The following is a 21,683-nucleotide window of genomic DNA, read 5'->3' as shown; positions in this document are numbered from 1 at the left end:
TTCGTTTCCGAAGCATTAAAGTAAAAGCTTTTTAAGCATATTTGGTTTTTGCAAAACAAATTCTATGTTTAAGAGACTAACCGCAATATTCATATTTTGCTTTCCAGCAGTTTTTTGTGCTGCCCAACAAGTACGCCCAGCCAAATCTTCTGAAATTTATAGAGAGATAAAAACGTTAAAACACCTTCCGAAAGTTTTATATCTGGCTGCTCACCCCGATGATGAGAATACTGGTTTGTTATCTTGGTTAATCAACGATCAAAATGTCGAAACGGCTTATTTGTCGCTTACCAGGGGAGACGGTGGGCAAAACCTTTTGGGCACCGAACAAGGTGCAGCCTTAGGCCTGATCAGAACACACGAACTTTTGGAAGCCCGTAGATTGGACGGTGCACAACAATTTTTCACCAGGGCAATCGACTTCGGCTTCTCTAAAAATACCAACGATACTTTTAAACAGTGGGATGCCGATAGCATTACCGCCGATGTGGTTTGGGTGATCAGAAAATTTAGACCGGATGTAATTATCTGCCGATTCCCGCCTACTGCAGCTGCGGGTCACGGTCAGCATGCCGCTTCTGCTGTTGTTGCGGAGAAGGCTTTTAAGGCTGCTGCTGATAAAAATATGTTTCCAAACCAACTTAAATATGTATCTGTTTGGCAACCAAAAAGACTATTGTGGAACACATTTAGGTTTGGTTCGGTAAATACCACAGCCGAAAATCAGTTAAAGGCAACTGTTGGGCAATACGACGCACAACTGGGAATGGGTTATGGTGAGCTGGCAGGATTAAGCCGAAGTTTACACAAAAGCCAGGGAGCAGGAACACAGTCGGTAGCTGGTGTACGTTCCGATTATTTTACAAACGTTTTAGGCGATCCTGCTAAAAGAACTTTGTTTGATGGCTTAAGCCTTAACTGGTCAGACAAAGGTATAGGCGATATTGATGAGCTGATTGACATTATACTATTATCTTTCAATTATAACCAACCCGATAAGAGCCTGCACGGACTGTTGATGCTGAGAAAGAAAATTGCTGAATTGCAGGATGCAGCCTTGAGAAAAGATAAGCTTGCGGCTATCGATAACATCATTTTAAGCAGTATAGGTTTTATGGGCGAGGTGGTAACCAATCAACCCGAAGCAATTGCTGGCAATAGTTATAATTTTCGTTTAAACTTAATTTCAAGATCGGCCACCCCCATTACGATTGAAAATGTAAACTGGTTAAACCAGACGGATAATTTAAATAGAAAGCTAGCTAACGACTCGCTGATTACCATTGAACGTAAAATCCAGATTCCGGCAGGCGCGGCACTTACTGAACCTTATTGGTTAGCTAAGCCTGCAAAAGATGCGGCAACATTCAGCGTAGCTAATGATACTTTAATCGGGCTTCCGGAAATGCAATCGCCAATTAATGTTTTATTGTCGTTAAAAATAGCATCTGAAAAATTTGAAGTCAGATTGCCTTTATCTTATAAAAAATTAGATCCTGTTAAAGGTGATGTCGTAGAAGCCCTCAGGATCATCCCCGCGCTCGATTTAAGTTTTAGCGAGCCAGTTTATTTCGCTAAAGAAAAAGAAGCTTTAAATGTTAGTCTTCGTTTAAAAGCCAATAAAAATATCAATTATGGTAAGGTTAGTTTCAAAATCGGCAACCAGGTGGTGAAAACCTTTCAAGGGATCAACCTGGCAGAGCATACCATCAATACGATGAATTTCCTTCTTCCGCTTGAAGATTTAGCCAAAATTAAAACCAGCCAGAATAAATTAGAAGCTGTTTTCTCATCAGAATCGAATGAATATTCAAAAGGACAGGTATTGATTCAGTATCCTCATTTGCCAACACTACAGTATTTTGTTCCGGCCACAACCTGGTTGATTAAAGGAGACGTAAAGGTACTGGCGAAAAAAGTTGGGTATATTGAAGGTGCCGGAGATCTGATCCCCGAGTTTTTAAGACAGGCAGGTTTGCAAGTTGATGTATTAACAGAAGCTGATATTCTTAACCCAACAAAACTGGCCAGTTACGATGCCGTGGTAACAGGAGTAAGGGTAATCAATACGGAAAAAAGAATTAAAAACTGGCAAACTGCTTTGCGCGGTTACGTAGAAAACGGTGGAACCATTGTGATGCAGTACAATACCACACAAGATATGGCACTACAGGATTTTGGTGTTTATCCGTTTAGCATCAGTGGTAAAAGGGTGACCGAAGAAAATGCAGAAGTTAAATTTTTAAAACCTGAACATAGGCTGTTAAATTACCCCAATAAAATTACTGCTGACGATTTTAAAGGATGGGTGCAGGAGCGCGGTGCTTATTTCCCTGATAAATGGGATGCCAAATACGAACCGCTTTTCGAGATGCACGATACCGATGAAGAACCGCTTCAAGGATCGACGCTGTATGCAAAATATGGCAAAGGGAATTTTATTTATACACCTTTAGCTTTTTTCAGGCAATTGCCTGCCGGAAATGTAGGTGCAGCTAGGTTGTTCTTTAACTTTTTATCAGCTGGGAAGTGATGAAAAATCAATTCAAAAACTGGAATACCTGGTATATTTTACTCGCTTTGGCGCTGGTATTTCAGATTGTATTTTATTACCTGTTTACTAAATTCTGGGCATGAGTAATATCGATTGGGCGGTACTGATATTTACTTTGCTTGCGGTGGTAACCTATGGTGTTTTTATTGGTCGTGGGCAAAAAAGCAATGCTTCCTATTTAAAGGCCGATAATAAAATGCCCTGGTATATTGTATTATTAGGGATTATGGCTACGCAGGCCAGTGCCATTACTTTTTTATCAGCACCAGGGCAGGCTTATACCGATGGCATGCGCTTCGTGCAGTATTATTTTGGCCTGCCGTTGGCAATGATTGTGATTTGCATTACTTTCATCCCGATTTTTCAAAGGTTGAATGTATACACCGCCTACGAATATTTGGAAAACCGTTTTGATAAAAAAACAAGGGTTTTAACTTCGTTGCTGTTTCTGTTTTCGCGTGGATTATCGACAGGGATCAGCATTTATGCACCAAGTATTATCCTCTCGAGCGTTTTAAACTGGAATATTTATTTAACCAACGTACTTACCGGAGGGATTTTGTTGATTTATACCTATGTTGGTGGTGCAAAAGCAATTGCACACACACAGAAACTGCAGTTTTTGATCATTTTAGGAACAATGGCCTTTGCCGGATATCTTTTGGTGCAGCACATGCCTAATGGAATCGGATTTAAAGACGCCCTTTACCTTGCCGGGAAATCGGGTAAATTAAATGTAATTACCACCGAATTCGATTGGAAGGATAAATACAATATCTGGAGTGGTTTAATCGGAGGTTTTTTCCTTGCGCTTTCTTACTTTGGGACAGATCAGAGCCAGGTAGGAAGATACATTACCGCGAAAGACAATACCAATGCAAAAATGGGATTACTCTTGAATGGACTGGTTAAAATCCCGATGCAGTTCGCTATCCTGTTAATCGGTGCATTATTGTTTGCTTTCTTCTCGTTAAAGCCGGCACCGATTTATTTTAATGAGCGTTCTTATCAGTATTTAAAAGAAACACAGCCACAGCAGGCGGCTGCTTTCGAGAAAGAACATAATGCTTTAGCACAGAAATTTAACCAGCAATCAAAAAATATCCTGATAGAAAAGGAAAAGCAATTACCATCTTTAAATTCTTCAATAGCGGATTTTAAATCAACCCAAAAGCAGGTGAAAGAACTGCACGGCAGGGTAGAAGAGGCAATTAACAAGTCGAATTACAATGCGGAGAAAACCGATACCAATTATATCTTTTTGTACTTTGTAAAGAATACCCTTCCAGTTGGAATGATCGGCCTGCTTTTCGCCGTCATTTTTTTGGCCAGTTGGGGATCTATTTCTGCAGCGCTGAATTCACTTGCTGCCTGTTCGTTAAAAGATGTACACCTCATTTTTGGTAAAAAAGAAGTAGACGACGAGACTGAACTGAAATATAGCCGTTTACATACTTTGGCCTGGGGTGTTTTTTCAATAGCTGTTGCCATGTTTGCTACACAGATGGGCTCGCTAATCGAAGCCGTTAATGTACTGGGCTCGCTCTTTTATGGGCCAATTCTTGGTATTTTTTTAGTGGCATTTTATTTCAAAAAGATAAACGGACCAATCGTATTTATTGCAGCCATCTTATCCGAAATTGCCGTTGTAGCAGTATATGAGTTCGATATTGTTTCATTCCTTTGGCTCAATGTAATCGGTGCAGCAGCAGTAATTATGTTTTCGGTAATTGGCCTCTTGTTTTCTAATCCAAAAACGGTAGTCGACAAATAAACCTAATTTTTACGTGCAGCAGATATTTGCTGCCCGAGCGCAAGGCTAAATTTTAATACCTTTATTTTCGACAAAATAGATAACGCTAAATATGAACGAAGCTTGGCTTGACAGGTGGAATGACCGATACAGTGCCGATGAGTTTGCTTATGGCGAACAACCGAATAACTATTTAAGAGAACAGTTGATGCAGCTCGATACCGGAACAATACTTTTTCCGGCAGAAGGAGAAGGCCGAAATGCCGTTTTTGCAGCTAAACTCGGTTGGAAGGTTTCGGCCTTTGATATCAGTATTGAAGGAAAGAATAAAGCACTTCAACTCGCAGAAAACAATAACGTTAGCATTGATTACCAGGTGGGCGAACTCCAAGAGCTGGACTATAAAGCTGAACAGTTTGATGCCATTGCCTTAATTTATGCACACTTTCCATCGGCGATTAAATCAACTTACCATAAAATACTGAGTAATTATTTACGCAATGGCGGTTTGCTTATTTTCGAAGCTTTTAGCAAGAAACATCTTGATTATCTTGCCAAAAACGAAAAAGTTGGTGGGCCAAAAGAAATCGACATGTTATTCTCAATTGAGGAAATAAGAACTGATTTCGAAAATTATGAGGTTCTGGCGCTTGAAGAAAAAGAAATTGAACTGAATGAGGGTTTGTTTCATAGCGGCCTGGGCTCAGTAATCAGATTTGTTGGAAGAAAGAAATAAAGCGTTTTGGTCTGTAACTGAGAATGAATTCAAAAACAGTGAAGTTTCGCTCAATTTTTTTCGACACCGGCATTATAGTTTTTATCAACCTAAAGCCATAAATTCGTAAAATCAAAAACAACAAAAACAGATAAATATAATACTATGAAAACGATGATTAAATCAATCGCATTGCTATTTACAGCAATTACTATTTCTGTAAGTGCAATGGCACAAGATGCTCAGCCTAAGCCAAGTCCTGCGGCTACAGCAACGGGAAAAGTTAAAGGTGCAACCATTACCATCACCTACAGCAGCCCTGCTGTAAAAGGACGTAAAATCTGGGGCGGTTTAGAAGCCTTTGATAAAGTATGGCGTGCAGGTGCAAACGAGGCTACTACTTTCGAAACCGATAAAGATATCGTAGTTGAAGGTAAACCTTTGGCAGCAGGAAAATACAGTTTCTTTTTAATCCCTAAAGAAAGCGGAACCTGGACAGCTATTTTTAACAAGGAACCAAAACAATGGGGTGCTTACAAATACGAAGAAGCTAAAGATGCTTTACGTGTTGATGTTAAAACAAAAGCATTAAAAGCTACACAAGAGCGTTTAGTTTATAAAATTACCAAAAGCGGATTCGCTTTAGAATGGGATAAAATTTCTGTTCCGGTTAATATTAAATAATTAGGTAAAATTACTTTAGAGCCGTCCATGTTTTACATTAGGACGGCTTTTTTTTGTATTATTTTTCGAGAATGACTGTGCAAAATCCCTTGAGTCTAAGCCATGCAACCCCAACAAATGAAATACTGCTGTAGCCATCTAACCCCGGTTGAAGCCTTACCCCAATGTCATTAAGTTATGGGATAAATCTCGAAAAAATGTCACCCTGGGCGTAGTCGAAGGGTATTTATTTGCGATTATCCTATCGGTTGGTGTCTCACCGACCGAAATAAAAGATATATCTTATTGGAAAATGAGAGGCTTGTGGTTCTTGGCGGTTTGCAGTCCCGCCATTCGCTATAGTCCCGATGAAGAATCGGGAACTGCCGCTGCTGTCGGGTTTAAGGACAAAGGTTTGTGTGCCTTGCAGCCTAACAAATGAAATGCTACCTCCCTCAATAGCCCCAGTTGAAGCCTTACCTCAATGTCATTAAGTTATGAGATAAATCTCGAAAAAAGGTCACCCTGAGGGGTAATTTATTGTATAAAAATCAATATGAATGACGTATATATTTGGTTATTGCCCTTGGCTCAACCTTGCCTCGGCTCGCCGCCGCCTAAGGGCTCTTTCTTTTTGGCATCAAAAAGAAACAAAAACTGCCGGCTGAAAATTTTTCTTTCGAAGCCAGCAGGTAGGCTTGGGCAGTGCAGCCCGAAAAATTTGTTAGGCCGGATTTAAGTAGAACGGGGATACCGTACTATGGCCTAGCTGGATGGAAATGCGAAATTTGTTAAAATGTTGATTAATAATTATTTGCAAAATAACGTCAATGGTAGCGTAGTCGAAGGGCATTTATTTGCGATTATCCTATCGGTTGGTGTCTCACCGACCGAAATAAAAGATATTCTTATTAGGAAATGAGCGGCTTGTGGTTCTTGGCAGTTTGCAGTCCCGCCATTCGCTATAGTCCCGATGAAGAATCGGGAGCTGCCGCTGCTGTCGGGTTTAAGGACAAGGGCTTGTGCATCCTGCAACCCAACAAATGAAATGCTGCTGTAGCCACTTAGCCCCGGTTGAAGCGTTACCCTGCAGCAATGAGGTACGAGGCAGCGAAGCGTAAAAGCGAAAAACGGGAAGGAACTTTTTATCCTGCACAGGCCTTGCGCTCTAAAAATAAAAAAAATCATATTTTGTTAAAGCTTTTTCTAATGTTAGTTGGGATTTGCAATCCCGTCTTAATAGCTTAGGATTTATCCTATCGGTTGGTGTCTCACCGACCGAAATAAAAGATATTCTTATTAGAGAAAATGAGCGGCTTGTGGTTCTTTGAGGTTTTCAGCCCCGCCATTCGCTATAGTCCCGATGAAGAATCGGGAGCTGCCGCTGCTGTCGGGTTTAAGGACAAGGGTTTGTGCACCCTGCAATCCAACAAATGAAATGCTGCTTCCCTCAATAGCCCCGGTCATTGTCATTAAGTGAAGCTATTCGGCGCAAGCAAATATTTAACCAAAGATGGAAAGGATGCACACAGATATAAAAATCCGTGTTTATCTGTGGTTATGCTGTCGTGATGTCCGGATCAGCATCCATAAATAATTATAAAGACCCTGACCACGAAGTAGCTATTAGACCTTTAAAACAATAAAAACTGCTAATAAAATAAATTCAGGGTGACGATTAGAGAAGGCCCTTTTGTAAAGAACCTAAAACATAATACCTACTTCATGTTAAAATACTATTTTAGGGCGATTTAAAAACAAACACAAATAATGAAGCTTTCCATTAAACTACTGGCTTTATTGCCGTTTCTTTCGTTAAACGTTTTAGCTCAACAAAAAACGCAGCTTTTTTCTGTTAAAACAGCAAAGCCTGTCGACCAGGTGAACGTTTTTTTAGGATCTTCAGCAGATCATGGGCAGATGTCGCCAGCTGCATCGGCCCCTTTTAGCATGTTGAGTATTGGCCCTCAAACTTATCCTAAAACACATACCGGTTACGAGTACCTGGCCAAGAAATTTGAAGGCTTTACCCACAACCGTTTCGAAGGAGTAGGCTGTCAGGGGTCAGGTGGTAATATTTTCATCAAACCATTTTTAGGCAGTGATCCGGCGAAGTCAGAACTGATCAAGATTGCTGAAAAAGCAAGTCCGGGTTACTATGAAGTAGGTTTCGAAAATAAAATTAAAGCCAGTTTTACCGTATTGAGCAAAGCCGGGAAGCATGCCTACCAATTTCCGAAAGGGGCCAAAGGTTTTTATCTCGATTTAGGTTATGCTTTTAATGGTGCTTTTGTAGCCGAATCGCACGAGGTAAACGGTAATGCCCTAAGCGGATGGATTACCTCGAAAACAACTTGTGGAGCAGGTAAATACAAGCTGTTTTATTACATGAAAATCGGCGATAATGTATCGTGGAAAGTAATCGACGATCATAAAATGATTGCCATGCTTAAAGGAGAATTAACTTCAGTTGGAATCAATATTGCACTTTCGTCGGTAAGTGTCGAAGCCGCAAAAGCTTCTGTCAATAAAAATCCTTTCAATACTATAAAAGAACAAAGCAAAGCCGATTGGAATACAAACCTTTCTAAAATTGCCGTAAATGGCGATCTGGAAAGTGCAAAACTATTTTATTCGCTTTTATACCGCACCATGCAATCGCCTTATGTAATTTCTGAAACTGATGGAACATATCGCAATACAAAAGGGGAAATTCAGAAAGATAAAGAAATCCGCTACAATGGCTGGGCCATTTGGGACAATTACCGTACGCAGTTACCTTTGCTTTCGCTAATTGAACAAGACAGGTATGCTGGAATGGTTAATTCTATCGCTGATCTCTATAACTCGGGCAAAAAAGATTATGCCGGGCTAAATGAGCCATCAAATACTGTGCGTTCTGAACATGCCATTGTGGTTTTGCTTGATGCCTACCGCAAGGGTTATCCGGTAGATTTTAACAAGATTGCCGATTCGTTAGTGAAAGAGGTAGATGGCCTGGATTATAAATCTCCGGATAAAGCACTGGAATCGAGTTACGATAACTGGGCATTGGCAGAAATCTTTAAGATTTTAAAGAATAAAGAAAAATCTGATTTTTATCTCAATAAAGCACTTGAATACAAGAAATATTGGAATAAAGATTTTAAAGATATGACCAAAAATGATGTCGACCGCATGCAGGCCCGTGGTTTATACCAAGGTACCATTTGGCAATATCGATGGTTTGTGCCTTATGATTTTAAAGGATTGATTGAACTGGACGGGGGAGAGGAATCTTATCTGGCAAAACTCGACGAATTTTTTGCGCGTGATTTATACAACCATGCCAATGAACCAGATTTGCAGGTACCATTGATGTATAATGTTACCAAGTCTGGTTATAAATCGCAATATTGGATGCATCAATTGGCAGCTGATACGGTAATCCAGAATTATTTTAACGATAACAGCCGCGGAATCGGTAGTTATATCGGTAAAATTTACAGAAACCAGCCACATGCCTATCTGCGTACGATGGACGATGATGCCGGTGCAATGAGTGCCTGGTATGTGTTTGCGGCAAGTGGTTTTTCTCCTGCCTGTGTAGGCTGGCCGATTTATTATTTAAATGTGCCTTTATTTCCATCGCTAAGCTATAACCTGCCAAAAGGAAAAACATTTACCATCGAAACGGAAAATTTCAGCTTTAAAAACAAATATATCAAGGCCGTTTTTCTTAACGGAAAACCTTTCAAAAAGAACGTTATCACGCAAGCCGATATCAATGCAGGAGGGGTACTAAAAATCGTTGCTTCTGCCGTACCGGTTAAAATTTCGGATACCGAAAACTGGATTTCGAGTCTTGAGCAATAATTTTAAAAATTTACAAAAAACTGCAAACTTATTCCAGATAATCCTGTTGTTCTAGTATAAATTTCAAGATCATGGCACCTTTAAAATTAAGCGAAGAACAGCATGCTACATTAAGCAATAGAAACACATCAGAACAAATTAACGAACAACCTTTAGAACTTCATCCAGAAGCGTATAAAGTAAAAGGCCCATCTCCGGATAAGATGAAGACGGTATCCTCTTCATTAAGGAATTACGCTCATGGTTTGTACGGGTTGTTGTAAAACGCCTCCAATTAAATCTCATCATACCAGATTATATAAAAGCGGTTAAGTGTAAAAGCTTAACTGCTTTTTTCATTAAAAAGATTTTCTTGAGTGTTGTTGTCCCCCTTTGAAGGGGGCAGGGAGATGAGAAATAAAAAGAGTTTAAAAGATCACTTTGTTTCTCTCCATGTTATATGCCTCAGTTCGATTAAAAACATTTTTTAAAGCTTTCCTGTAAAGCTAAACTGACGAGCTATAACCTGCATTTATTTTCAGAGGCTATTGAAGATGCTGAAACGAGTTCAGCATGACGTAACGCGGGATCAGACATGGTGAATTCTAATAAACTATCGTCATCCTGAACTTGTTTCAGGATCTTTGCCGAAAGATGTTAAGACAAACTCAATTCCTTTTCAATTCCAAATCCCTACCTTGCCCTTATGAAACAGAGTGCCGGAATATTGCTCTTCAGAAGAAAAGATCAGCAGGTAGAATTTTTTCTGGTTCATCCGGGCGGGCCGTTCTTTGCCAAAAAAGATTTAGGCTTTTGGACAGTGCCGAAAGGGGAATTAGATGAAGGTGAAGAGCCGTTAAAGGCTGCTATCCGCGAATTTAAAGAGGAAACAGGTAAAAGTTTAACTGGCGATTTCATTGAATTAAGTCCTGTTGTACAAAAGGGAGGTAAAAAAGTATTGTGCTGGGCTGTGGAAGGAGATCTTGATCCTTCTACAATTGTTAGCAATACTTTCGAAATTGAATGGCCGCCGCGATCGGGCAAAAAGAAAAGTTTCGCTGAAATAGACAAAGCCGAATGGTTTGCCTACAATAATGCCGTAAAACACATCAACGAAAAGCAGGTCGCTTTGCTTGATGAATTAAAATCCAAACTAAGCCGTTAATTCAAAGTGTGAAATTTCCTTCTCGGCACCGTTAATGATCATCGAAACCTGGTGACCGCCCAGATGAAATTTACGTGTCGTAATCAGTACGAATTTTTGCTTGCGGATAATGTTTACTGCTGCACCTGCAGGATAAGTCCGCTCCGAAATTTTATACACTTTTTTTGTGTTCTGGCCGTTTTGCTTTTTATAGTAAATGGCATATTCCAATCTAACCTTTTGTTCAGTCCGATTTTCGTTCAGAATAGAAAATGAAAACTCCAGACTTTCGCCAATTTTGATCTTGGGCGTCGAGATTTTGAAATCTTTTAATAAAATCCCTGCATCATCTAAGCCATAATGTTTAAGGATATCTGCATGGCCTTGTTTAAGTAATGTACGGCTGCCATGTTTAATAATGGCATCTGTTTCGGCACCCAAACCCGACCAATTTTTAGCAATATTTAAAACAATATGGGGATGATCTTTTGCAATATCGTTCAAACTATTGGCAACGCTCCGCCTTACGTATTCTGATGGATCTGTTTTAAGGTTTTCCAGTATGGGTAAAATGGATGTCGGGTCTTTTTTCAGAAAGGGAATACCCATGGCCCAGGGTAGGCGTGGTCTGCTGCCTTCACTGGCGAGCCTTCTTACTTTATGGCTTTCGTGCAGCGACCATTTTTTCATTTTTAAAATCATCTCGTTTCCGTATTTTAAAATGAAAGGACGAACGGCAAATTCGCAGCTTACAAACTGCGTAACAAATTCGAGTGCCTCAACCGAAGCTTCGAAATCATCTATACCATAGGTTTCGATATAGTCAGGTAAAAACATATAAGCCAAGCTATCTTCTCCAATACCCTGAAGCCTTAATTGTGCGATAGTTTTTTTAATCAACGCTATCGTTTGAGGATAATCTTCGGGTAAAAAATCATGTAATACCTTCGAGGTATGTTTCATCCGCTCTTTTAATTCTTTTGATTTGAAGTCAGCAGTAAAAACCTTTTTAATAAATTTTCCTTTGTCGAAACCTGGAACAGTAACCGTTAATGCATGGGCTAATCTATCGTAAAAGGCTGGAGAATATAAATCTTTAAGCGGGCTGGCCATATGGTATGGTAATTACAAAGTGGGAGATTATTTTAATGTGGTGCTAATTTACTAAAAATATTAGTATATTAAGGCGACTCATTCAAATAATTACTTCATCGTATCATTTTTACATGGGGTTTAAGGATTTCAGCTTTTTCTTTGGCACATTTGCTATTATAAAAATAACAAAATGAATACAACAAAAATAGGTTGGATCGGGTTAGGGAATATGGGGATCCCGATGGCAGGGCAATTGATAAAAGCAGGTTATACAGTTACTGTCTATAACAGGAGCAAGGATAAAGAAGCTTCGTTGAAAGAGATTGGCGCATCAATAGCCGAAACACCTAAAGCGCTGATTGCAGCTACTGATGTGGTAATCGTTATGGTTTCTGATGATGCCGCGATAGAACAGATTTTTAAGGGAGAAGAAGGCCTTTTTAGTATAGAAACATCGGGTAAGATCATCATCAATATGAGCACGGTTTCTCCTTCTATTTCAAAAGAAATGGCCACACAGTGTAAGGCAAAACGAAACTTTTATTTGGATGCACCGGTTTCAGGGAGTGTAAAGCAGGCAGAAACCGGTCAGTTGGTTATCATGGTTGGCGGTGAAGAAGCTGCTTTTAATCAGGTAAAACCGATTCTGGAAAAAATGGGCAAACTTGCCAAACTTGTTGGCGAAAATGGTGCGGGTAATAGCGCAAAGCTGGCCATCAATTCGCTTTTGGCCTTATATGCACAGGGCCTGGCCGAAACCGTTTTGTTTGCGAATGAACAAGGGATTAAAACAGAAGACTTATTAGAATTGATCAATAATGCAGCCATTGGTAATATTTTTACCAAAATTAAAGGTGATGCCATTATTGCTGATCATTACAAAGCTGCTTTTGCACTTAAACATATTGTAAAAGATCTGAACCTGGCTAAAACCGAAGGAATTTCATCACCATTGGCTAAAACAGCGCTAAATACTTTCGAAGATGCGGCTGCAAAATATGGAGAAGAGGATATTATTGCAGTAATTAAACAGCTTAAGGGATAAAAGCATCCCTTTTAATACTAAAGTTGATAACCATAGGAGATTTTGGCTTTTCCTATGGTTATTTATTTATGGGATATTACAAAGTTTCATGTATACCATATGAAACGGGGTAAGTCGTTATTTTTAGACCGCCAAAAGTGCTGCATAAAATAATTGCCAGTACAATTAAACCATCAGGAGATATTATTTTTGATGATTAATTTTCGTTAGACCTGCTGTTGAATAGATGCAGTTTATATCCTGCATTATTCAACAGCATTTTTTTTTGCGTTTGCCTAACAGAGAATTGCTCTTTTTAATATGTGATCTTAGAAATTAGTAAGTATATCCTTGTTATATACACTATTAATTTGCAAGTTTTGCTTAGGTGTTAAGCTTAAATCAATATCAAGATAGGAGAGAAGCAGGTCAGTAGGGATCTGGTCAAATAGTCCAGGATAAATACGTTTAAATAGCGATATTCTGTTTTCAGTATTCTGCAGTCTAAATAAGATGTTTCTATTGTTTACATCAGATATCGCAGTTTTGAGAAGATAAGTATTAAATAATGAGTCAAGAACAGGGTACCATTCGCAGCCATCCTCCAGCTCGGTTTGGTCTATCAAAAAAACGATAGTATCCTTTATGGCAAAAAGATTAAAGTTATCATCTGCTTGTTTAAAACCATTCGGGATATATACGCTACCTTTCGTGCCCAACCATATATTGGCCTGCCCGGCCTCTTCATTCACTAAATAGCCATTAACCAGGCCATCTGCTACAATTATAATGCTATTGTTAGCAACTGAACTGTTTGGCTTAAAAAGCGTTTTTCCTTTGTGAATCCTGAAAAAGGCTGTATGTCTGTACATAAAGCGAATAGCTGCTCTATCTTTCTTCCGATCTAACAACGAAAGAAATACCTTTAAAAAATATTTGATGTAGCCTACTTCCATGTTGATTTAATTAAGTTTCGTGATTAACATATTGATTTTTTTTTTTTTTTTGGTAAATCGCATCTACAAACCGGTCATGCTCAAAGGCTCAGATCCCCACCCGAATTAAAAGGGCATAATTTCTTGTCAGTTATCAATCATCGGCTCTTTCTCTTTCATAGGTTTCAACGGCACTGCAAGGTGCTATGGGTAAGACCAGCCGAAACTCATTCCTCTACCCGAAGCATCAACTTTGGAGCATCTTCGCCTATCGATAAATCGATTTAGTATTTTTGTGCGGCGATCGTTTTTTGGGTATTGTGCTAATCTTACTTAAGATCGGCTACAACTAAATTCTGCATTAAAAATTAATTTTCCTCTGATTTTGATCAAGACTTATCTTGATCTTACTCATCGCTAAAACTAGGTAGCAATGTGAGCTAAGCGATAAGTTTTTAAGTGGATATTTCAGTAAGCATATGCTAATTTTTCATCGTTTTCAAAGCGTTCATATCCAGTATAATAATATTATTACCGTCTTTTTCAATTAGCCCCTCTCTTGTGAAATCTCCAAGCACCCTACTCAGTGTTTCGGTTGCAATGCCTATGAAGCATGCCAGATCATATCTGGGGAGTATAAATCTATGATTCTCTGCAGACTCATGGTTTAGTTTAGTCAGTTCAATAATTGCTTTTGCTATCCTCTTCCTTACAGAGTAATAGGCGATGTTCAGTAGCTTTTCATCACGGTTGTTCAAGCCATGAGCAAGCGCTTTAGCAAAAAAGTTGAACATGTCTGGATAGTCTGTAATTAAATTCTGGAGATCGGTATAAGGGATGGTCAGTATTTCAACACTATCGATGGCTTCTGCAATTTCCTTATTTTCAGTGCCCAATAGCGCACTCTGAAGTCCGAAATATTCATGCGGGCCATAAATGCCAGTGATAAATATGTTGCCGGCGGAATCAGCTACATAGGTTTTTATCTTTCCTGATAAAATGTAATGTAATCCGAGCGATCGTCTCTCTCCCTTATGATAAAGAACCTGGTTTTTTTTTAAAGATCTGGGTAAACAACCTTCGAACCTTGATCTTAACCAGGATAACTCATCGCCGCTTTTGTGGATATTCTTTAATTGAGTATGCCTTTTTAAAAATAATTCATGTTGAAGCCTTTTTTTTCTGAGCTTTACCTCTACATGATTAAGCAGCTCGCCATCATCAAAAGGGGCCATCAGGTAGCCATCAGCGCCCAATTCCATCACTCTGCGGGCAAGGTCATAATCCTGATTGTTCAATATCATAATAAAACTGATGCTTGCAGTTTCCATAAATTTATTAACAACACGCAATACCCCGATTCCGTCCATTTCAGCTACATTTACCTCCGAAATAATTACATCTACCGGACTTTTTCTGAGAATGTCGATTGCTTGCTTACCGCTATTTGTTGATTTTACATTGTATTTTCCGATTGTTAGTATTTCGGTGATTTTTATCCTTAGATCGAAATCCTCAAGTATAATCAAGATTTTAGATCCCTCCATTTAAATTTTATGTTTAATCCTGAAGGCTATAGTTTCCTTTAGATTGGCAAAACAGGTGTTAAACCTGATTTCCGGACCTTGTTGTTACGTTATTAAAGCTTTTCGATAGACTAAATTAAGGTCTGCGAGAAAAGAAGATAGACAATTGGAAATAATAGGGGGAGCAAAAAACTTAAGTCGCTGGGTGGAAAAATTATCTTGACGGAAGTGAAGATAATACTGTAGGCTTTATTAAAAAAATGATGCAGTTTTTTAATAAGCATTTTTAGAGAAGGCATTTATTAGGTTTTTATAGGGATTAATAGACAAATATCCAATAAAAATCGTTATTCTGACGGATAAACAGGTTGATAATTATCAATTATATTTTTGATTGTAGTCAAGATGGTAAAAACAACCAATTAAAAAGTCTGCTTAGTACTAAAAATTAGCCTAAATAACCGTTTTTTAGTTTGTTTTAGGGAGGATAATACTTCTTTGCTGAGTACGTGAGTAATAAAACTCAAAAGATGTTGTATTGCCAATGAAAATAATACTGTTATCAACCGATGATGTGTTTAAGTTTTTAAGGATGTTTGTGTTTTTTTTGTTGTTTAAACAATTCTGGGCTTCCAGATCGATCCTTGCAAGTACAACAAAGGTTGTGATCAGGCAGCAGGTGATGAACAAATGAAATGATAGATAGCCGAACTGAAACATCCTAACATGGAAAAGAATAATCCATAACAACAATAAAAGAAAAAGGACGATGCCAAGCAGCACCAATAAAAGCTTAGTATCCTGAAAGCTGATGAGGAATGGTAAAAACGTAAATGGCAATATGCCGATCAGGAAGGCAAAATTTCTGGTAAATAGCTGGTTGGTTGTATCGTAAATCCAGTAGTGAATGATAAAACCTATGGTAATGATAAATGGTATAAAGATTAAAAAAGCGCATTTTTCCCAATATGAAAACCCTCTTTGTGATAATAAAAGGTCGGCAAGGCCATCAAGGTTTAGGATTTCGACATTAAACTTGGTAAAAAAATAATATTCACCAAAAATGGCCAGCAGCACGAGGTAAACTACTGTTAATATCAAATATTTGATAAACAGTATATGAAGGGTATTTCCTTTATCTGCCATCTTAATTATTATAAGCGATAAAATGTAACCATAAAACAAAAATGCGCGACATAGGATAGATTTTGATCCCCAAATTTGCTTAAGCGTTACCTTATGTGCATTGATAAGAGTTAATGCGATTAATGATTGTTGTCAAAGTACCTTCTGTTCCTGGCTTGTTTCAACTTTTTAGGTCTGGTTGGATTAATAAAAAATTGCCTGATTCTAAAGATGCAATACCTACTTGTTGAGACTTTAAATAATAAATAGTTTTTAATTCATTAGAAATCAGTACTTTAATTGTTTTATTGAAAAATAATTAATCTAATATTTGTATCGTACGAAAAACATCGTACCTTTAGAATATGAAAAGTAATCAAACTGAAAATAATCTGCCTGAACCTACTAAAGCTGAATTAGAAATTCTTCAGGTATTATGGGAATTCGGGCCTTCTACAGTTCGGTTTGTAAACGATAAATTGAACGAACAACGGGAGGTGAATTATACCTCAACTTTAAAGCAGATGCAGATCTTAACCGAAAAAGGAATATTAAAACGTGATGAAAGCCAAATGAAGCACATTTATATTCCTGTTGAGGCTGAAGAGAAAACCAAAGTACAGTTGTTAGACCGTTTTGTTAATACCTTATATAGAGGATCTGCCTCACAGTTAATGATGCAGCTTCTGGGTAACGAAAAAACCTCTAAACAGGAAATAGAAGAGATAAAGCGGCTATTGGATAGCATGGAATAATTAATAATAACAGATTCTAAAGAACCACAATGATGGAATTTAAGTTAATTAACCTTTTGCCCGAAAACTGGCTTCATGCCCTTGGCGCTACTTTATTCCACTCGCTATGGCTTGGTGTAATATTGGCCTTGCTTGCTGGTTTGGTTATGTTTACTACCCGAAAAGCTAGCGCGGCAATGCGCTATAACCTCCTCACCATATGTTTGGCCTTGTTTGTTGTGGCCATATTCTTCAGCTTTTACAAAGAACTGCGAAAGCCTATAGGTTCTACAGCTGAGCAGGTTGTAATTAATCTCCCAAGCGGGGCTACCGATCAACCTGTAATTGCAAACGTTCAGCAAGATATGTATTCGGGACTGAACAAAATGCTTTCTTTATGGAATGCATATGCTTATCAGATTGTATTGATCTGGTTTTTAATTATATGTGGGAAGAGTGTTCAGTTAGTGGTGGGTTTAAATGGTGTATATCATTTGCGTAAACATAAAACCTATGCTGCAGGTAAACAGTGGGATGAAAAGTTAGCTATACTGGCCCAAAAATTAGGTCTAAGTCAATCGGTTAAAATCATGCAATCGGGTATTGCGCAGGCGCCAATGGTTGTGGGGCATTTTAAACCCTTAATTCTGATTCCACTAGGTTTGCTTAACGGCCTGTCAAATGCAGAAGTTGAGGCTATTCTTTCTCACGAACTGGCGCACATTAAGCGCAAAGATTACCTGGTAAACCTATTGCAAAGTTTTATCGAAATCGTTTTCTTCTTTAACCCAGCGGTACTTTGGGTATCACAATTAATAAAAACAGAACGCGAGCATTGCTGTGATGATTTGGCCATTGTCTGTGTAAGCGATCGCAAAAACTACGTTCAGGCCCTCATATTCTGTCAAGAGTTTAAGCAGCGTGCACCTGCTTATGCCATGGCGATAACGGGTAAGAAAGGTAGCCTGCTGCATAGAGCAAGCAGGATGTTATTCAACACCAATTCAACTTTAAACAAAATGGAAAAGACAATATTAACCATCGCCTTGGTATCGGTTGTGGTTTGTAGCGCTGCGTTCAAGAGCGTGGGCAATGCAAAAACAGTTACCAGAAATAAAATATCCACTTCAATACAAGTTTTACAGGATACCGCTAAAAAAGCTAAACCTGTTGAAGGGAAATCTGCCGATCAATTGGAAAAGGAAATCAATTCGAAAATGGATCGTCAATTGAAACAGTTAAACGAAAAACGCAAAAACAGCGAAACGGATGAAGATGTAAATGCAAGAATTGCCGATCAGCAAGCCAGAAAAGACGATGCTGGAAAGGCAATAGTGGATGAACGAATGCGGAAAGAAGATGCCAAAGCAAGAATAGCCGATGAAAAACGCCGTATTGCAGACGAGAAACTGGCAAAAGAAGATGCTAAATTAGCCAAGGAAGACGCCAAATGGGCAAAAGAAGATGCCAAGTGGACAAAAGAGGTTGATAAATGGGCAAAGGAAGACGCTAAATGGACCCAGGATGATAAAGAGGGTAGAGGAAACCGTGTACCAAGAGCGCCACGTCCGCCGCGCCCACCTAGGGCACCAAGAACGCCCCGTGCTGCGTATGCTGTACCGCCGGCACCACCGTTGCCTCCAGTTCCGTCAGCTCCAACCAACCCACCAGCTCCACCTACGCCTCCAACGCCTCCTATGTATAACCCAAAAACTAGTACCAGAACAGGCGTACAGCGTACGGTTACCTCGAAAACCGTAACCGACGGAGATGGTCACGATTATACCAACGAAATCAATCAGCAATTGATGAAAGACGGCATCATTACCAGCACCAATAAATTGTCGTACAAACTTAATAAAGACGATTTAATTGTAAATGGCGTAAAACAAAATGCTGATGTGCAGAAAAAATACAAGCAAAGATTTTTGAAAAATGAAAATCATTCGCTGATGTATAATTTCCTGATCGAAAACAATAAAACTAAGTTCTAAAAGCGCTAATCCAATTCACATCATGAAATTTAAGCTCATGGCTTTTTTAGCCGTATGGATGAATATTGCCCTTACCTTTGCTCAAGCCCAAACTCCTCAATCCAGAATTTATGGTCGCGTATTGGATGCCGATGGAAAAAATATAGAATTTGCCACAGCTGCACTACTTAAAGATTCGGTGTTGGTTAAAACAACCTTCACCGAAAAAGATGGACTGTTTAGTTTTGATAAATTCGGTTATGGAAAATACCTCATCAAGGTATCGGTTGTAGGTTCGCCTATTTATCAAACCGATACCTTGGTTTTAACTGCCGATCACGCTGTGATCAATTTGGCCGACATCAAGATCAAGGCTGGAGCAACCAATTTAAAAGAGGTAAATATTTCGGGGCAAAAGGCTTTTGTAGAACGAAAGATAGACCGTACGGTGGTTAATGTTGATGCTTTGATCTCCAATGCAGGCACAACCGCACTGGATGTGCTGAGTAAATCGCCTGGGGTAAATGTAGATCAGAATGGGGTAATCTCGCTCAAAGGCAAGAGTGGAGTGGCTATTTTCATTGATGATAAACCAACCTATTTATCGGGCGCCGATCTCGATAATTACCTGCGTTCGCTTCCTTCTTCTTCGCTTGACCAGATTGAGCTGATGACCAATCCACCTGCTAAATATGACGCTGCGGGAAATGGAGGGGTAATCAATATCAAAACCAAGAAAACAAAAATCGCTGGGTTTAATGGAGGGATTAACCTGAGTTTAAATCAAGGCGAATTAAGTCGTTCGAACAACAGTTTCAACTTTAATTACCGCAAGGATAAAATCAATGTTTTCGGAAACCTGAGTTATAATTTAAATAACAGTTTTACCGATCTTGATCTGAACCGGAAATATAAAAATGACGATGGTAGTGCCAAATCCTACTTTAATCAGAATTCTTATTTCCGCAGGCACGGCAATACTTTTAATTTAAAAACAGGGCTAGATTATTACGCATCAGACCGCACAACCTGGGGCGTGGTACTTACCGGAATGAACAGGATTTCGAAACAGGTAAACAACAATACCAGTAATCTGTCTAATGCTTCGATGCAGTTAGATTCGGTCATCAGGGCTGAAAATATCGACCAGATCAAATACCAGAATGCCGGTGTAAATTTAAATTACAGGCACAAATTTAAGCAGGTAGGACGAGAATTGACTTTTGATGCCGATTATCTGCTTTACCGGAATCAAACCGATCAAACCTATTACAATTTCAGTTACCTGCCCAGTGGAGCCTTAAAATACCAGGATATTTTAACAGGTAACCTGCCTTCAAATATTGATATCTATACCGCAAAAGCAGATTATTCACATCCACTGGAAAATAAGTGGAAGCTTGATGCGGGTGTTAAAACCGCTTATACCAAAACCGATAACATTGCCGATTACTTTAATACGGCAAACGGGAAAACCAATGCCGATTATGAAAAGAGCAATCACTTTTTATATGAAGAAAACATCAATGCGGTTTACCTAAATATGAGCAGGGAAGGAAAGCGGTTTTCGCTTCAGGCTGGCTTGAGGTATGAAAACACGGTTTCTAACGGGCATCAGTTGGGCAATCTAATTAAACCTGATTCGAGTTTTAAAAGAACCTATAACAGTTTATTTCCAACGCTTTATTTCTCCTATAAACTCGATACTGCCGGTAACAATCAACTGGGACTTAATTATGGAAGAAGGATCGATCGGCCATATTATCAGGATCTTAATCCATTCTTTTCTCCTTTGGATAAGTTTACCTATTATGTTGGCAATCCTTTTTTAAAGCCTTCATTTACCCAAAGTATCGAACTTTCTCATACTTATAAAAGTAAGATTACCACAACATTTGGTTACAGCTGGGTGAGAGATGAGGTGAACGAAACCATCGAAATTTTAAATGGCACCTATTACAGCAGACCAGCAAATGTGGGCAAAACAAGAGTGGCCAATGTTTCGGTAAATGCAGAGATCGATATCACCAAATGGGTTAAGCTGAATGCTTATGTTGAGTATGCAAAAATAGTTTCAAAAACAGATTTCTACACAGGTTTTTTGGTTACCAATGGAAGTTATTTAAGGGCAAATCCGAATTTGCAGTTCAAAATCAGTCCAACCTGGAATGCAGAGGTAAATATGCGTTACCAGAGTAAACTATCTAATGTACAGTTTTTATTGGCCGAAGTACATGAGTTCGGTGCAGCGGTGCAGAAAAAACTTTCAGCAAAAAGTACGTTGAAATTAACTGCTAACGACATTTTCAGAACCCGGATTTATAATGGTATAATCAATAATCTGGCGAACACAGAAGCAAACTGGGTTAACCGTCAGGATTCGAGATCGGTTGTGGTGAGTTATAGTTACCGTTTTGGTAAAGCATTTTCTTCGCCGGCTAAACACGAGTCTTCTGGTGCCGATGCAGAAAAGAACAGGGTAAAGAATTAATGTTTTTAGATAATTTCGTCATTGCGAGGAACGAAGCAATCTTACAACGATGGGTGAAGGAACCATTCAAGTAGGTGCTACATTTTTTGAAAAGCAGCGCCTGTGGTGCTTCGGTTC

The 21,683-nt window shown here is 38.9% G+C and carries 15 protein-coding genes; 11 read left to right on the top strand and 4 right to left on the bottom strand.

The features are described 5' to 3' along the window. Window positions 1–64: 64 nt before the first annotated feature. From LQ201_RS04870 to LQ201_RS04840, 7 genes are all read left to right on the top strand, one after another. Entirely contained in the window at window positions 65–2,533 is a 2,469-nt protein-coding gene (locus LQ201_RS04870) for a PIG-L family deacetylase (protein ID WP_230145635.1), read from the top strand. Window positions 2,534–2,633: 100 nt separating this feature from the next. Continuing rightward, entirely contained in the window at window positions 2,634–4,328 is a 1,695-nt protein-coding gene (locus LQ201_RS04865) for a sodium:solute symporter (RefSeq protein WP_230145633.1), read from the top strand. Between the two features lie 91 nt (window positions 4,329–4,419). Continuing rightward, a complete protein-coding gene (locus tag LQ201_RS04860; protein ID WP_230145631.1) occupies window positions 4,420–5,043 on the top strand; it encodes a bifunctional 2-polyprenyl-6-hydroxyphenol methylase/3-demethylubiquinol 3-O-methyltransferase UbiG in 624 nt (207 codons plus the stop codon). A gap of 144 nt (window positions 5,044–5,187) precedes the next feature. Continuing rightward, window positions 5,188–5,706: a DUF2911 domain-containing protein gene (locus LQ201_RS04855; protein WP_230145629.1), complete on the top strand. Its 519-nt coding sequence runs from the start codon at window positions 5,188–5,190 to the stop codon at window positions 5,704–5,706. Window positions 5,707–7,455: 1,749 nt separating this feature from the next. Further along, entirely contained in the window at window positions 7,456–9,540 is a 2,085-nt protein-coding gene (locus LQ201_RS04850) for a glycoside hydrolase domain-containing protein (protein ID WP_230145627.1), read from the top strand. A gap of 71 nt (window positions 9,541–9,611) precedes the next feature. Then, window positions 9,612–9,803, top strand: a complete 192-nt coding sequence (locus tag LQ201_RS04845; RefSeq protein ID WP_230145617.1) for a hypothetical protein — start codon at window positions 9,612–9,614, stop codon at window positions 9,801–9,803. A gap of 422 nt (window positions 9,804–10,225) precedes the next feature. Continuing rightward, the gene (locus LQ201_RS04840) at window positions 10,226–10,684 is read left to right on the top strand and encodes an NUDIX domain-containing protein (RefSeq protein WP_230145615.1); all 459 of its coding nucleotides are present in this window, start codon (window positions 10,226–10,228) and stop codon (window positions 10,682–10,684) included. Here LQ201_RS04840 and LQ201_RS04835 read toward each other — a convergent pair. Beyond that, window positions 10,673–11,776: a DNA alkylation repair protein gene (locus tag LQ201_RS04835; protein ID WP_230145614.1), complete on the bottom strand. Its 1,104-nt coding sequence runs from the start codon at window positions 11,774–11,776 to the stop codon at window positions 10,673–10,675. The genes LQ201_RS04840 and LQ201_RS04835 overlap by 12 nt on opposite strands. Window positions 11,777–11,948: 172 nt before the next feature. Between LQ201_RS04835 and LQ201_RS04830 the strand changes: the two genes are divergently transcribed. Next, entirely contained in the window at window positions 11,949–12,803 is an 855-nt protein-coding gene (locus tag LQ201_RS04830) for an NAD(P)-dependent oxidoreductase (RefSeq protein WP_230145612.1), read from the top strand. Between the two features lie 308 nt (window positions 12,804–13,111). Here the strand turns inward: LQ201_RS04830 and LQ201_RS04825 are convergent, their stop codons facing one another. The 3 genes from LQ201_RS04825 to LQ201_RS04815 form a co-directional block, all read right to left on the bottom strand. Continuing rightward, window positions 13,112–13,738 carry a hypothetical protein gene (locus LQ201_RS04825; protein ID WP_230145610.1) on the bottom strand — a complete coding sequence of 209 codons (627 nt, stop codon included), beginning with the start codon at window positions 13,736–13,738 and terminating at the stop codon, window positions 13,112–13,114. A 461-nt stretch (window positions 13,739–14,199) separates the two neighbouring features. Continuing rightward, window positions 14,200–15,264, bottom strand: a complete 1,065-nt coding sequence (locus tag LQ201_RS04820) for a response regulator (protein WP_230145608.1) — start codon at window positions 15,262–15,264, stop codon at window positions 14,200–14,202. A gap of 447 nt (window positions 15,265–15,711) precedes the next feature. Further along, complete coding sequence (locus tag LQ201_RS04815) at window positions 15,712–16,389, bottom strand: hypothetical protein (protein ID WP_230145607.1); 678 nt, start codon at window positions 16,387–16,389, stop codon at window positions 15,712–15,714. 344 nt (window positions 16,390–16,733) lie between these two features. Between LQ201_RS04815 and LQ201_RS04810 the strand changes: the two genes are divergently transcribed. From LQ201_RS04810 to LQ201_RS04800, 3 genes are read left to right on the top strand one after another with little or no spacing between them, the layout of a single operon-like run. Further along, complete coding sequence (locus LQ201_RS04810) at window positions 16,734–17,123, top strand: BlaI/MecI/CopY family transcriptional regulator (RefSeq protein ID WP_230145605.1); 390 nt, start codon at window positions 16,734–16,736, stop codon at window positions 17,121–17,123. A gap of 29 nt (window positions 17,124–17,152) precedes the next feature. Then, a complete protein-coding gene (locus tag LQ201_RS04805) occupies window positions 17,153–19,096 on the top strand; it encodes a M56 family metallopeptidase (protein ID WP_230145601.1) in 1,944 nt (647 codons plus the stop codon). Window positions 19,097–19,118: 22 nt separating this feature from the next. Then, on the top strand, window positions 19,119–21,566 hold the full coding sequence (locus tag LQ201_RS04800) for a TonB-dependent receptor (RefSeq protein WP_230145600.1): 2,448 nt from the start codon (window positions 19,119–19,121) through the stop codon (window positions 21,564–21,566). Window positions 21,567–21,683 lie beyond the last annotated feature (117 nt).

This window comes from Pedobacter sp. Bi126 (assembly GCF_918698245.1).
Lineage (GTDB): Bacteria > Bacteroidota > Bacteroidia > Sphingobacteriales > Sphingobacteriaceae > Pedobacter.
Note: the sequence above shows the minus strand (reverse complement) of the source record. Positions and strands in the feature narration are given on the sequence as shown.